Source organism: Candidatus Agathobaculum pullicola (genome assembly GCF_052117205.1).
Taxonomy (GTDB): domain Bacteria; phylum Bacillota; class Clostridia; order Oscillospirales; family Butyricicoccaceae; genus Agathobaculum; species Agathobaculum pullicola.
Genome location: NZ_JBQKJP010000060.1, coordinates 1 through 13,252, shown reverse-complemented (window position 1 = coordinate 13,252; position 13,252 = coordinate 1). Strand labels below are relative to the sequence as shown.

The window sequence follows — 13,252 nt, the reverse complement described above, 5'->3', positions numbered from 1 at the left end:
GATATGGCCCCCTTTCGACAAGTTGTTGTATAGCAACTCAACTTTAACCGATGTGGTCTTATCCTTCATCCTTTTTTATTCAACTGTCCAAGATGTATTGTACTCCTACACTGTGTAGGAAAATGGCAGGGATTGTCGTCTTGCGTCGGCAAGGAAAATCTGTTATAATAGGCAAAGGTGTATGATCTGCATGCACCTTTGCCTTTTTGGTATTTTGCTTGGCTCCGAGGAGGAATGCCTGTGATACGGATGAACGATGTCACCATGGTGTACGATAATGGTACACGTGCGGTGAACAAAGCGAACCTGCGCGTGGATGAAGGAGAATTTGTGTTCCTCGTCGGTGCGTCCGGCTCTGGTAAAACAACGCTCATCAAGCTGCTGACCGCAGAGGTCCGCCCAACGGAAGGGCGGGTGCTGGTTAACAATTATAATGTCGGTGAAATGAAAAAAAGACAGATCCCGTATCTGCGCCGTACCTTGGGCGTGGTATATCAGGATTTCCGCTTGATTAACAATAAAACGGTTTATGAAAACGTCGCATTTGCCATGCGTACCATCGGTGCAAAGGGAAAGGCGATCAGAGAACGCGTGCCATATGTGCTGGAACTGGTCGGTTTGTCGGACAAAGCACAGATTAAACCGATGAATCTCTCTGGTGGTGAGCAGCAGCGTGTTGCGATTGCGCGTGCGCTGGTCAATAACCCGCGTCTCATCATCGCGGACGAGCCGACCGGAAACCTCGATCCCGCACGCTCGCTTGAACTGATGACCCTGTTTGAAAAGATCAACGAATTGGGCACCACCGTGCTGATCGTGACACACGAAAAGGGACTGGTGGACGAGTTTGAAAAGCGCGTTGTGATGATTGACAAGGGCGAGGTTGTCAGCGACCAGACAGGTGGGTACTATCAGTTATGAGAAGTTTTGGTTATTATTGGAAGGAAGGCTTCCGCAATATATTCAAGCACGGGTTTATGTCGATTGCGGCGGTGCTTATCATGATCGCCTGCCTGCTTTTGACAGGAACCGTGACGCTGATTGCGTATAATATTGATTTGAGCATTCAGGAATTACAGCAATCCAACGAGATTGTGGTATTCATTGATGACAGCCTGACCACGCGCGAGGCGAAAGCCTTGGGGTCGCAGTTCAACAGGATCGACAATATCGCAACGGTTGACTTTGAGGACCGCGATGTAGCGCTGGAGAAATACCGAGAGGAATTGGGCGAAGACGCGGTAATTCTGGAGAATTATAATTCTGCAAATAATCCGCTGCGAAACAGCTTTATTTTCACCCTGAAGGATCCAACGCTGGCCGAAGAGACGATTGAACAGATCGCCGCAGTGGACGGCACAGATTATATCCGTGCGGATGAGGAGGTCATTTCCAAGCTGATTCAGGTGCAGCGCGTATTCAATATTGTTGCGCTGGCAATGGTGGTCGGCTTGACGGTTATCTCCATTTTTATCATTGCCAATACGGTAAAGCTGGCTATGTTTGCACGCCGTGAGGAAATTTCCATTCAGAAGATGGTCGGCGCGACCAACTGGTTTATTCGCTGGCCGTTCGTTATTGAAGGTATGGTGCTGGGACTGCTGGCAGGTGGTTTGGCATTTCTTGCACAGTGGGGACTGTACACGGAACTTTCCAACGTCGCAAGCGGCGTTATCCCGTATTTCCACATTCTCCCGTTTGACGGACTGCGCTGGCTGGTGCTGGGCATATATTTGGGTGCGGGTGTCCTGTTCGGCATCGGCGGTTCGGTGACGAGCATTCGCAAGTTTATGGATGTGTGATGTATTGGCGACAGATAAAGGAGCGAATATCATTATGATGAAAAAAAACACGACGCGGCTGATATCCTGTGTGATTGCGGCTGTTCTTGTGGTTGCACTGCTGGCCTCTATGTTGCTGACCAGCTTGACTTTTGCAGCCGCTGCCGAGGATGCGGACGAGTTACAGAATAAGCTGTCCTCGCTGGAGGATCAGAAAGCGGCGGTTAAAGAAAAAATTGCGGAGCTGACCAAGCAGGCCAGCGACGTGGAAGCAACCCGCGCTGCGCTGCAAAGTGAAATTACCCTGACCAAGGAAGAGATTGCCACGGTTGAGGCGTATATTGAGCGACTGCAGGATCAGATTGACGTCAAGACCATTGAGCTGGCTGCGGCGGAGGACGCGCTTGAGCAAAAGGAAGAGGAGTTTGCGCTTACCGTGCGCACGACCTATGAGCAGGGCGACACCAGCTATCTGGAAGTGTTGCTCAACTCCTCGAGCTTTTCCGACCTGCTGTCCCGTATGGAAATCATCACGGCGATTATGGATGACAATAAAAAGGTAGTTGCCGAGTATACCGCCGCGAAGGAAGATATCGCGCAGAAGAAGCAGGAACTGCAGGATACGCAGGATTCTCAGAAAGAGTATCAGGAGAATCTGAGCTATAAGGTCGACGAGCTGGCGGCGAGCGAGGCCGAACAGGCTGCACTGGCACAGAGCATTGAGGCCTATAAGGCGGAAAGTGAAGCCGAGTATGACCGTATTTCCGGTGAGATGCAGGAAGTCAGCAACCAGATCGCAGCGCTGTCTGCGCAGTCGGCGGCTTCCGGCGGTGTGCCGTACAGCGGTACCTTTGTCTGGCCGACGCCGAGCTGCACGACAACATCGAGTGCATACGGCTATCGTGTGCATCCGATCTATGGCACGGTCAAGTTCCATGCCGGTGAGGATATTCCCGCAAGCCATGGTGCAGAGATTCTGGCAGCGGCATCCGGTACGGTGACTACCGCGGGTTGGGTTTCCGGTTACGGCAACTACACGGTAATCGACCATGGCGGCGGCACGATGACGGCTTATGGACATCAGTCCAGCATCATTGTCTCGGTTGGCCAGTATGTTGAGCAGGGACAGGTCATCGGCTATGTCGGCTCTACCGGCAACTCGACCGGCCCGCATCTGCACTTTGAGGTGTATCAGAACGGCTCGACGGTTGACCCCAAGAGTTTCTTCAGCTTTACGTAATGCAATTATGAATCAAAGGGGAGGGCATCTGCTCTCCCTTTGTTGTTGGAGGGAATTGGATGTTTGGATGGCAGGAAAATAGGGTTTCTGTGGGAACGGCGTTATTTCTTTGTGTGACCACGGCGGCGGTATCGGTTTTGGGATGTTTTGCGGCCATGGGCTGGCGTACGTCCGCGGTGGAGGATAAGCTGCGAGAAATTGACCGCATTGCGGCCGAGCAGTTTGTGGGTGATATGGATGAGGAAAAGGTGGCGGATTATGCGGCGGTTGGCTATGTAACCGGGTTGGACGACCAGTGGTCGACCTACATACCGGCCGACCAGTATGAGGCGTATCGGTTAAGCGGCGAGGGAAAGGGCAGCGGTATCGGTGTGACAGTGATCATCGGAGAGGATAACGTGCGCGTGAGTCTGGTGTGTGATGACTCTCCCGCAGCGCAGGCCGGTATACAAAAGGGGGACTATATCGTCGGTGCGGCGGGCCTGACCGTCGAGAAGGATGGCGCGGATGCTGTGGTGGATGCGATTCAAGGGGAGGAAGGCACTGAAATCACTGTATCTTTCAGCAAAGAGAAGGGCGGCGCTGTGCAGGAGGCAACGATGCAGCGCGTGATCGTGACACAGAAGATGGCATGGGGCCAAATGCTGGATGGAAACATCGCCTATATTCGTATCGAAAATTTTCATGCTGGTGCCGCAGAACAGTTTCGGCAGGTGTTGGACGGACTGTTGGCAGACGGCGCGCAGTCGCTGGTGCTGGATGTGCGGCATAACGGCGGCGGGCGCGTCAAAGAGATGAGCGAAATGCTCGATCCGCTGCTGCCTGAGGGCACGATCATGACACTGCGTACCAAAAGCGGCAGCGAGACCGTGTATGAGTCGGATGCGGATAAGATCGACCAGCCGATTGCGGTTTTGGTGGACGATCAGAGCATTTCGGCAGCCGAATTTTTCGCTGCTGCCTTGCAGGAATATGACAGAGCTACGCTTGTCGGTACGCACACCACGGGCAAAGGCCGTGCTCAGCAGACCTTTGCGTTATCCGACGGGTCAGCGCTCAACCTATCGGTGGAAGAGTATTTTACCCCAAAGGGGAATAATCTGGCGGGCGTGGGCATTGCGCCTGATATCGAGGTTGCGCTGACCGATGCGCAGCTGGCGGACTTTTATTTCCTCTCTCCGGCGCAGGACCCGCAATTGCAAAAAGCGGTCGAAATTCTGGGATGAATCCGTGCCGGATCGGTCAAAATGTGCAAAAATACACTTGCTCGCTTGACAGTGCGGCGAATGTTACCGTATAATAAGGAGTACTGTACGGCGGCGCATGATGCCGCTGAACCTATGAAATAAGAAGGGTTTGCAATCATGGCGAAAGAAATCAAACTGACCCAGGAGAGCCTGGACGCTTATAAGGAAGAACTGGAATATTTGAAAACCACCCGTGCAGATGAGGTAGCCGAGCAGCTGAAAGAAGCGCGCTCGTTTGGCGACTTGTCCGAAAACGCGGAGTATGACGAAGCAAAGAACGAGCAGGGCAAGCTGTATTCCCGCATCGCGGAGCTGGAGGAAATCATCAAGCTGGCAGTCGTTGTAACCGGCGACACATACGCGGCTGATGAAATCTCTCCCGGCTGCCGGTTTGTGGTGAAGGATCTGGAGCTGGACGAGGAGGAGGAATACCACTTTGTCGGTTCGCAGGAGGCCGACCCGATGGAGGGCAAGATTTCGGATGAATCGCCCTTCGGTAAAGCGATGCTGGGCAAAAAGGTCGGCACGATTGTCGAGGTGGAAGCGCCGATCGGCGTGGTCAAGTATCAGGTAATGGATATTAAGAAATAAAAGAAGAAAGACGGGGAAACTATGGCAGAACAGCATCAGGCGCAGGAACAGCACGAGCAGACCGCAGAAGAACTGCATGAGCTCAAGCGTATCCGCCGTGAAAAGCTGGCGGAACTGCAGGCGGCGGGCGCGGACCCGTATCAGCAGGTACGCTTTGAGCGTGATCATCACACGGTCGATATTCATGAGCATTTTGAGGAGCTGGAGGGGAAAACAGTCCGTCTGGCCGGCCGCATGATGAGCAAACGAATCATGGGTAAGGCTTCGTTTTCCGATCTGTCCGACCGTTACGGTCGTTTGCAGCTCTATATTAAGCGTGATAACGTGGGCGATGAGGTCTACAAGGGCTATAAAAAGTTTGATATCGGTGATATCATCGGTGTTTCGGGCGAGGTGTTCCGCACCCAGAAGGGTGAAATTTCGGTTGCGGTGCATGAACTGACGCTGCTGAGCAAAAACCTCGCGCCGCTGCCTGAAAAGTGGCACGGTCTGAAGGATACCGATATGCGGTATCGTCAGCGTTATGTGGATTTGATTGTCAATCCCGAGGTGCGCGATACGTTTGAGAAGCGCTCGGCGATTGTGCGCGAAATTCGCAACTTTATGGATGCACGCGGCTTCATGGAGGTGGAAACACCTTGCTTGAATACCATTCCGGGCGGTGCAGCCGCGCGTCCGTTCATCACTCATCACAATGCGCTGGATATTGATATGTATATGCGCATTGCAACCGAACTGCACCTCAAGCGTTTGATCGTGGGCGGCTTTGAGCAAGTGTATGAGATTGGCCGTATCTTCCGAAACGAGGGTATGGATACCAAGCATAATCCGGAGTTTACCACCATTGAGTTGTATCAGGCGTATACCGATTACAACGGCATGATGGATATTACCGAGGACATGGTCGTACATGTATGCGAAAAGGTGCTCGGCACGACTAAGGTAACCTATCAGGGCACAGAGCTTGATTTTGCCAAGGGCTGGCGTCGCATGACCATGGCCGAGGCAGTCAAGGAGTATGCCGGTCTGGACTTTATGGCGATGGATGGCGAGCAGGCGCTTGCCGCGGTCAAGGCCAAGGGGGTAGAGATCGAGAAGGGTAAGGAAAGCTGGGGCGATCTGCTGGCGCAGTGCTACGACGAGTTCGTCGAGGAGCATCTGATTCAGCCGACCTTCATCACGGATTATCCGGTTGAGATATCGCCGCTGGCCAAGCGCAAGGCATCCGACCCGCGCCTGACCGAGCGCTTTGAGTGCTTCGTGGTCGGCCGCGAGCTGTGCAATGCGTTCTCTGAGCTTAATGATCCGATTGATCAGCGCGAGCGCTTTGAACGTCAGGTTGCGCTGCGCGCGGCAGGCGATGATGAAGCCAGCATGATGGATGATGATTTTGTCAATGCGCTGGAATACGGCATGCCTCCCACGGGCGGTATGGGTATGGGTATCGACCGTCTGGTCATGCTGCTGACCGATTCCGCATCCATCCGTGATGTGCTTCTGTTCCCGACAATGAAGCCCTTAGATTGACCGAAACGCGAAAAAGCCCGTAATATCAAGGGTTTTCGGACACAGGGGAAACGAAAAACCTTACGCCTTACACCAAACTTACACCAATCGATGTAGGAAAACGTGCAGAGGCAAAAAAATCGCATAATTTCAAAGTGTGAATGGGCGACTTTCTTTCGAGGTCGCCCATTATTTGAAAAGACAGATAAACAAATCGGGATTTAGGGGAGGAAAATATGGTCAGTATAACAGATGCAAAACAGATTATCAGACTTGCAACGGATGCGGAGATTAAAGTATTTCTTGACGGCGGTTGGGGTGTAGATGCGCTTATTGGATATGAAACAAGAAGACATAACGATATTGATATATTTGTAGAAAAGAAAGATTATCATAAATTTATACAGATAATTAAAAACAATGGTTTCTATGAGATAAAAATGGAGTATACAACAACGAACCATACAGTATGGGAGGATTTGAAGAAAAGAATTATTGATTTACATTGTTTTGAATATACAAAAAATGGTGAAATTCTTTACGAAGGGGATTGTTTTCCATCAGAGATTTTTTCGGGAATAGGAAAAATTGAGGAAATAGAAGTTTCTTGTATTGAACCGTATAGTCAACTGCTGTTCCATTTGGGATACGATTATGATGAAAATGATATGCATGATGTAAAGTTGTTGTGCGAAGTATTTCATATGGAACTTCCTGAAGAGTATAGATAATCATAACTTCCCGTTTGTCGAATAATCCCTTGAAAGAGGATGAACCTTTTTCAAGGGGCTTTTTTTATTTCTCCCCATGTTCGCAAACTACCCCGATTTCTCTTTCCTCAATATAATGAGTGCAAACAGAGAGGAAGGAGCGGTTTTGCTATGAGTAATAGTTTGGCGAAAGTACATCCGGAGCTTGTTTCGGAATGGTCGGAAAGGAACTTTCCGCTTACTCCCGATAATATTACTTACGGCTCAAACAAGAGAGTTTGGTGGAAAGGCAGTTGCGGTCACGAATGGCAGGCGAGCGTGAAGGCTCGTTCCAAAGGCGAAGGCTGCCCCATTTGTTCAGGAGCAAGGGTTGTTGAGGGTATTAACGATTTGGCTACGGTAAAGCCGAAATTGTCATTAGAGTGGTCTGAGAAAAACACGATTAAGCCAACGGAGGTTACTGCCGGTTCTCATAAAAAAGTGATATGGAAGTGCGAACACGGTCACGAGTGGACGGCTACTGTCAAAAGCAGAACAATCAATAAAACAGGCTGTCCATACTGCTCACACAATAAAGTCCTTGCCGGATTCAATGACCTTGCTTCACAGTATCCCGATATTGCTGCTGAATGGTCTGACAGAAATCTTCCGTTGCTACCTACAATGGTGACAGCCTTTGCAAACAGTAAGGCTTGGTGGAAATGCAAAGATTGCGGAAACGAGTGGCACACTCTTATTTCAACCCGTGCCGGTGGGAGCAGATGTCCGTATTGCAGCGGATATACATTGCTCAAAGGATTTAATGACTTGGCGACTACGCACCCTGAACTTGCGGCTGAGTGGTCAGAAAGAAATTATCCCCTAATGCCTGATGAGGTAAACGCAAAATCAAGACACAATGTTTGGTGGAAGTGTAAGACCTGTGGCAATGAGTGGAAGTCCGTTATCAATGCTCGTGTAAAAGGAACAGTATGCCCGGTTTGTGCGGACAGGGCGGTTCTTGCAGGATACAATGATTTAGCCACAACGGACAGGAAACTGCTTGCTGAATGGGATTACGAAAAAAACTCTCTGCTCCCGACACAAGTGTCAAGAAGGTCGATGAAAAGTGTGTGGTGGAAATGTTCACTGGGACACTCTTGGAAAGCAAAAATCAGCGATAGAACAATTATCGGAGAAAAATGCACTGTGTGCGAAAAAGAATATCGCTCCGTATTCCCCGGCTTGGCGGTCGCCTATTACGCCAATCAAAAAGGATTAAAGGTACAGCTCGGTTCAGATAAACTATTAGGAATACCACTTGAAACCTACATTCCGTCAGAAAAGCTGGCGATAGAATTTACGAACGGCTCAGAACATATGGAGGTTCTCAAAAGCCATCTATGCAAGCAGCGAAATATAAAACTTGTAAAACTCCCTTTTAAGACAACCGAAACGGAAGCGGAGTATGCCGATAGAGTAAAAGCAGTTTTCAAAAGCGTACATATCTTTATTTATTCTGATGTCGAAGCAGATGTTTCGGTAATCAGAGCAAAATTCAATGAATGGAGGAAGCGACTGTGAGAGAAGAAAAGTTCCATATCTATCTTAATGATGACGAATATAGCAGAGTAATACAATCACTTATCCGCTTAAAGAACAGTCTGATTGCACAAGGCAGATACACCGACGGAGTTGACGATGTTCTCTGCAAGGTGCTTTCAGCCAAGAAAAGAAAGGTCAAAATTAAATATATCTAAATACGAAAAGAGACCGCCTACACGATGTAAGCGGTCTTTGCCAATTTAGAGTAAGTTCGACAAATTGGAATTTGTCGGCTTCGTGTTATGCTCACGATATACAAATTTCGTATTACTCGCATATACGCTATAAACCCCCGTACTTCTTCATAAATAGTTCAGGTGATATAAGCGCATCAGCATTTTCATTAATTTCCTCTATACTCCAGTCCCACCATTTGACACGAAGCAGGGTTTCAATCATCTCCTTTGAGAAGCGGTAACGCTTGATTCTCGCAGGGACACCAACGACGACAGCAAAAGGAGGAACATTTTCCAGAACCACTGCGCCCGAGCCGATTATAGCACCGTCACCGATGCTTGTCACAGTGGAAGCATTGATGAATGCATGTGCGCCGATATAAACATCGCTACCTATGGTCATAGGTTCTTTGCTGTAAGCATAAGGGTGTTTCGGGTCCTTTCGCAGCTTTTCATGGAATATAGCCATACTCTCTTCATTGAAGAAGTTTTGAATATCGTCGCTTACAAAGGTCATGTTTAACTGATGGTTCACATGGATCTCTGCCGTGCCGTTAATCGATGTAAATTGGCCGATGCTCTTGATATACCCGTTTTTGCAAGCTCCTACGACACCGTCTCCAAAATACGTTTGCCTGCCAACGGGGACATTGAAGCACATTCGTTCAAACGGAAGTTCGCCTCCCTCATCGTCAAACGTCAGATAGTCATTAGCGTATTGAAACGACTTGCTCTGTTCATCGGATAAAAAGTCGGATAAGTCGTCATCGTTTACAGCAACAACATAATGATATTGAGGGTCAACGCGATCGTCAACACGAAATTTAAAAGGTTTTAATGCACGAAGCAAACGGCGTGTCGGAACACCCCATACAACTACCTCGCGTCCGTTGAGATAGCGTTCTAAAACTTGTTCAAGTCTGGTTTTCATAAGTATCTACCTCCCAAAATATGTAATCCCCAGTTCAAAACTGCCCGACAAATTCTTATTTGTCTTTCTCTTAATTTCCTATTATACACCAAAATTATGAATATTTCTACCCGCCGTCTATTGACCTCAATTACGAGGGAAATAGGCGGCTTTTTTGTTTCTAAAAAAATATTTTCAAGAATTTTTTGAAAAAGGGGTGATTTTGGGTGTGCATTTTGACCCCCTTTGTCCAAATGAGTGAAGGGGTTAATTCCGAACCACGAAAAGGTCAGCCCATTCACTTGTATTTTGACAACTGAATAAATCATTCACTAAGACTTTAATTCTGATGATTTTAGCCACCTTATCGGGTACGCCGTGACTTCTGCATTGCAGAACAGCGAGAACTCCCGGTATAAGTAATAGGTTGCCCCTGTTACGGCGATGACAGTCAGAAGGATAATGATACTTCTCTACGGAGCTGGCGGAGTACCCGGCAGAGGTGAAATTCCTATGATACAGATTAGCAATCTGTTCCTTAGTGACTTCCCGTGAGCTTTTTGCTCGGCAAGGGGTGTTGAGAACAAATATTGCCCGACCGGTTAGGAAATGAGCCGGTCAAGTACATAGCCATACTGCGATGGCTATGAATTTTACGAAAGGAGGACGCACAAAGTGTCGAACTGCAAAACGATTGCGATATGCAATCAAAAAGGCGGAGTTGGAAAGACGACCACTACGGTAAACCTCGGTGTCGGTCTTGCAATGCAGGGAAAGAAAGTGTTGCTCATAGACGCAGACCCACAGGGCGACTTAACCACTTGTCTCGGCTGGCAGGATACGGACAACTTGGGTATCACGCTTGCAACGAAACTCACAGATGTCATAAACGAAACGATGAATGACCCTATCTTGATAATCCTTTTGATTTGGTTACGGTTTATCCGGAGGTGAGCGAGCTATGAAATCGTTGGAACAAAAGATAATCGTAAGGTGCAAAAACTGTGGCTGGCGTATTTTTGACAAGGTAACAATGACAACAGGCGTGATTGAACTGAAATGTCCGAACTGCCACAGAGTAGTAGAGGTTGACCTATCCCTACGCAAGGGAACGGTCAAGTACAGATTAACAAGAAGTAATAACAGAGCGAACAATTAAATATCGGGCAGATGTACCGAGCCACGAGTCCTTGAGCGAAAGCTCCTGAGTCATCAAATTGCCGGACGCTGAGAATTAAGGGATAGAAATATCCTAATGTTCTTGGTGTCCGGCTTTTTTGTCGCTCCCGAAAGGAGCAAGACCGTGACATATAAGTGGCTGGCTTATATCGCCAAGTATCCGTAATCTCCGAATTTTTGATTTCAACCAAATTCAAAAATTCAAATTCAAGGAGATTACGACAATGACAAAACTTTCATTAGAACAACAGGAATTATTATTTGCGAACGACTGCAAACTCATCAATCTGCGGTATGAGTACCACGGTTACACCGGCACGGAGAAATGGGCGATTGTAACAGAACTGGCGGAAGAAGAATTGTGGGTTAAATACCCTGATGTTATCCGTCGGTACACTCCGTTCATTCTGCTTTCTATGGCTCAGGGAGAAGTGATTGACGAGTCATACAGAAACAACGATAAGTACGAAAAGCGAGCAAAAAGAACAATCGATGTGTACGGGTATGAAGATGACATCTCTGAACAATTCCACCGGGAACTGATTACTCCGTTTGTTGACCCGTTTGAGCAAGCGGAGGAAAAACAGATTGAGGAAGAAAAGGAACAGCTTCGCCAGTTGGAAATTGCGAAAGTCAGAAAGGTATTGGAAATGCTGAAACCTGTTCAGAGAGAAAGACTGATTAAAGCGATTTTGTTAGGTATGAGTTCAAGAAAAATCGCAAAGGAAGAAGGCGTATATTACAGCGTTGTAGATAAGTCGATTGCCGCCGCAAGAAAAAATTTCAAGAAATTTTATGAAAACCTCTGATTTTGGGTGTGCATTTTGACCCCCTTTGTCCAAATGAGTGAAGGGGTTATTTCAAATCCGGATACGAAATGCACTTTCAATAATAAATGAGCAGAGAGGTTATACATATATGCAGAGAAAAGAAATTCAGCGTGGAGATTTATTCTACTACGATTTTGGAAAAAGAGAGGGGTCTGTCCAGTCGGGAGAGAGACCTGTAATGGTAATTCAGGCGGACAACTTTAATGCAAACGCTCCGACAATTATTGTTGCGGCTGTTACGGCTGTGATGAAAAAGAAGTATCTTCCTTCACACATCATTTTGGGTGAGGACTTCGGTCTGAAGAAGCCGTCAATGGTTCTTCTTGAACAGATACAGACCGTCAATAAGGATGAACTGACAGACTACATTGGTTCGGTAAACGATGAAAGGCTTTGGAAGCAAATTAACGCAGCTCTTAAAAAGACTTTCGGTTTATGGATTTACAACACAGACAGAAACGGAGATGTTCGTTGCTTATGCCCCAAGTGCCTGAGCGACTATATCCACGACCCAAACTATGTTGTCAGGCGTCTTGACCCGTTTGCGAAAAGCAAAGACCACTGCGATAAGTGCAATAACAGCGGTTGGGATTACATCGTTTATGACAAACGCACCTCGGTCAAAGGAAAGGGGTGCAGGAATGTCAAATAGCAGTGAAAAAAAGAAGCGTTACAACATTCCTCTTTGGTGTAAACCAAACCTGTCTATTGAGGAGGCGGCAGCTTATTCCGGTATTGGAATGGGAAAGCTTTATGAAATGACGGAAAGTCAGGATTGTCCTTTTGTTCTTTGGATTGGTAGCAGAAGAATGATTAAAAGGAAAGTCTTTGACGAATTTATTGAAAGGCAATACTCGATTTAAGGAAAAAGTCAAGTCTGCGATGAGCCGATTCGCATAATTGGCGTACCGCAGACTTTTGAGTATGATGTAATCACCAAAGGCAAGGAGGTTACAGCGTATGTCTGACAAACAACTTAAATCCAAAATGTCGAGTGTCCCAATTTGGAAGAAGATGAACCTTACAGTTGAAGAAGCCTCGGAATATTCGGGTATTGGCGCATCAAAGATAAAAGAACTGTCGAATAGCGAAGATTGCCCTTTCGTTCTTTGGAACGGAGCAAAGCGATTGATTAAAAGAAAACAATTTGAGGAATACCTGTCATCGCAGTATTTCCTCTGATGGAGGTGGTGTTATGGGAAATAAGCAGGCTGAATTGAACAATTCAGGTAATCGGGTGGAAACCGTGCCGGTTTGGGTAAAGCCTTACCTTACGATTGATGAAGCGACCGCTTACACAGGCATAGGTAGAGACAAACTCTATGAGATGACAAGCCAAGAAAAATGCCCGTTCGTGCTGTGGGTAGGAAACAGACGAATGATTAAGTGCATTCTGCGGCACACAGCGGCCGTTGGTGCGGTGGTCCAGCGGCCGCTGTGCGGTTTAAGCAGCGGCCGAAATTAGTCAGTTATATTAGGTTTAATCACCACGGTGTAG

At 47.7% G+C, this 13,252-nt stretch carries 15 protein-coding genes; 14 read left to right on the top strand and 1 reads right to left on the bottom strand.

Annotation, left to right across the window (positions count from 1 at the left end):
- Positions 1–240: 240 nt before the first annotated feature.
- From ftsE to ACTQ3V_RS14335, 8 genes are all read left to right on the top strand, one after another.
- Positions 241–921 carry a cell division ATP-binding protein FtsE gene (ftsE, locus tag ACTQ3V_RS14370; RefSeq protein ID WP_441468113.1) on the top strand — a complete coding sequence of 227 codons (681 nt, stop codon included), beginning with the start codon at positions 241–243 and terminating at the stop codon, positions 919–921.
- The gene (gene ftsX / locus ACTQ3V_RS14365) at positions 918–1,802 is read left to right on the top strand and encodes a permease-like cell division protein FtsX (RefSeq protein WP_441468112.1); all 885 of its coding nucleotides are present in this window, start codon (positions 918–920) and stop codon (positions 1,800–1,802) included. The genes ftsE and ftsX overlap by 4 nt, the downstream gene beginning before the upstream one ends.
- A 34-nt stretch (positions 1,803–1,836) precedes the next feature.
- Positions 1,837–3,021 carry a murein hydrolase activator EnvC family protein gene (locus tag ACTQ3V_RS14360; protein ID WP_441468111.1) on the top strand — a complete coding sequence of 395 codons (1,185 nt, stop codon included), beginning with the start codon at positions 1,837–1,839 and terminating at the stop codon, positions 3,019–3,021.
- Between the two features lie 59 nt (positions 3,022–3,080).
- Positions 3,081–4,247, top strand: a complete 1,167-nt coding sequence (locus ACTQ3V_RS14355; RefSeq protein ID WP_441468110.1) for a S41 family peptidase — start codon at positions 3,081–3,083, stop codon at positions 4,245–4,247.
- Between the two features lie 138 nt (positions 4,248–4,385).
- Positions 4,386–4,859 carry a transcription elongation factor GreA gene (greA, locus tag ACTQ3V_RS14350; protein ID WP_373166530.1) on the top strand — a complete coding sequence of 158 codons (474 nt, stop codon included), beginning with the start codon at positions 4,386–4,388 and terminating at the stop codon, positions 4,857–4,859.
- A gap of 21 nt (positions 4,860–4,880) precedes the next feature.
- Positions 4,881–6,386, top strand: a complete 1,506-nt coding sequence (gene lysS / locus ACTQ3V_RS14345; RefSeq protein ID WP_441468109.1) for a lysine--tRNA ligase — start codon at positions 4,881–4,883, stop codon at positions 6,384–6,386.
- A gap of 215 nt (positions 6,387–6,601) precedes the next feature.
- Positions 6,602–7,096, top strand: a complete 495-nt coding sequence (gene lnu(C), locus ACTQ3V_RS14340; protein ID WP_044761252.1) for a lincosamide nucleotidyltransferase Lnu(C) — start codon at positions 6,602–6,604, stop codon at positions 7,094–7,096.
- A 150-nt stretch (positions 7,097–7,246) separates the two neighbouring features.
- Positions 7,247–8,638, top strand: coding sequence for a zinc-ribbon domain-containing protein (locus ACTQ3V_RS14335; protein WP_177303470.1), 1,392 nt, complete (start codon positions 7,247–7,249; stop codon positions 8,636–8,638).
- Positions 8,639–8,941: 303 nt separating this feature from the next.
- Here ACTQ3V_RS14335 and apmA read toward each other — a convergent pair whose 3' ends face one another.
- Complete coding sequence (gene apmA, locus ACTQ3V_RS14330; RefSeq protein WP_015059965.1) at positions 8,942–9,766, bottom strand: aminocyclitol acetyltransferase ApmA; 825 nt, start codon at positions 9,764–9,766, stop codon at positions 8,942–8,944.
- A gap of 654 nt (positions 9,767–10,420) precedes the next feature.
- On the opposite strand from apmA, the gene ACTQ3V_RS14325 reads away from it, so the two are divergent.
- The 6 genes from ACTQ3V_RS14325 to ACTQ3V_RS14300 all read left to right on the top strand — a co-directional run bounded on the left by ACTQ3V_RS14325 (position 10,421) and on the right by ACTQ3V_RS14300 (position 13,219).
- A complete protein-coding gene (locus ACTQ3V_RS14325) occupies positions 10,421–10,699 on the top strand; it encodes a ParA family protein (protein WP_441468108.1) in 279 nt (92 codons plus the stop codon).
- A 449-nt stretch (positions 10,700–11,148) separates the two neighbouring features.
- Complete coding sequence (locus tag ACTQ3V_RS14320) at positions 11,149–11,733, top strand: sigma-70 family RNA polymerase sigma factor (protein ID WP_441468107.1); 585 nt, start codon at positions 11,149–11,151, stop codon at positions 11,731–11,733.
- 109 nt (positions 11,734–11,842) lie between these two features.
- Complete coding sequence (locus ACTQ3V_RS14315) at positions 11,843–12,406, top strand: type II toxin-antitoxin system PemK/MazF family toxin (RefSeq protein ID WP_050618050.1); 564 nt, start codon at positions 11,843–11,845, stop codon at positions 12,404–12,406.
- Positions 12,396–12,617 carry an excisionase gene (locus tag ACTQ3V_RS14310; protein ID WP_041179095.1) on the top strand — a complete coding sequence of 74 codons (222 nt, stop codon included), beginning with the start codon at positions 12,396–12,398 and terminating at the stop codon, positions 12,615–12,617. The genes ACTQ3V_RS14315 and ACTQ3V_RS14310 overlap by 11 nt, the downstream gene beginning before the upstream one ends.
- A gap of 97 nt (positions 12,618–12,714) precedes the next feature.
- Positions 12,715–12,936, top strand: coding sequence for an excisionase (locus ACTQ3V_RS14305; RefSeq protein ID WP_148336132.1), 222 nt, complete (start codon positions 12,715–12,717; stop codon positions 12,934–12,936).
- 13 nt (positions 12,937–12,949) lie between these two features.
- Positions 12,950–13,219: an excisionase gene (locus ACTQ3V_RS14300; protein ID WP_441468106.1), complete on the top strand. Its 270-nt coding sequence runs from the start codon at positions 12,950–12,952 to the stop codon at positions 13,217–13,219.
- The last annotated feature ends 33 nt before the right edge of the window (positions 13,220–13,252 follow it).

Coding starts and splice junctions, on each gene's coding strand:
- ftsX (WP_441468112.1), top strand. CDS start 918: ATGAGAAGTTTTGGTTATTATTGGAAGGAAGGCTTCCGCAATATATTC.
- ACTQ3V_RS14360 (WP_441468111.1), top strand. CDS start 1,837: ATGATGAAAAAAAACACGACGCGGCTGATATCCTGTGTGATTGCGGCT.
- ACTQ3V_RS14355 (WP_441468110.1), top strand. CDS start 3,081: ATGTTTGGATGGCAGGAAAATAGGGTTTCTGTGGGAACGGCGTTATTT.
- greA (WP_373166530.1), top strand. CDS start 4,386: ATGGCGAAAGAAATCAAACTGACCCAGGAGAGCCTGGACGCTTATAAG.
- lysS (WP_441468109.1), top strand. CDS start 4,881: ATGGCAGAACAGCATCAGGCGCAGGAACAGCACGAGCAGACCGCAGAA.
- ACTQ3V_RS14335 (WP_177303470.1), top strand. CDS start 7,247: ATGAGTAATAGTTTGGCGAAAGTACATCCGGAGCTTGTTTCGGAATGG.
- apmA (WP_015059965.1), bottom strand. CDS start 9,766: ATGAAAACCAGACTTGAACAAGTTTTAGAACGCTATCTCAACGGACGC.
- ACTQ3V_RS14320 (WP_441468107.1), top strand. CDS start 11,149: ATGACAAAACTTTCATTAGAACAACAGGAATTATTATTTGCGAACGAC.
- ACTQ3V_RS14315 (WP_050618050.1), top strand. CDS start 11,843: ATGCAGAGAAAAGAAATTCAGCGTGGAGATTTATTCTACTACGATTTT.
- ACTQ3V_RS14310 (WP_041179095.1), top strand. CDS start 12,396: ATGTCAAATAGCAGTGAAAAAAAGAAGCGTTACAACATTCCTCTTTGG.
- ACTQ3V_RS14305 (WP_148336132.1), top strand. CDS start 12,715: ATGTCTGACAAACAACTTAAATCCAAAATGTCGAGTGTCCCAATTTGG.
- ACTQ3V_RS14300 (WP_441468106.1), top strand. CDS start 12,950: ATGGGAAATAAGCAGGCTGAATTGAACAATTCAGGTAATCGGGTGGAA.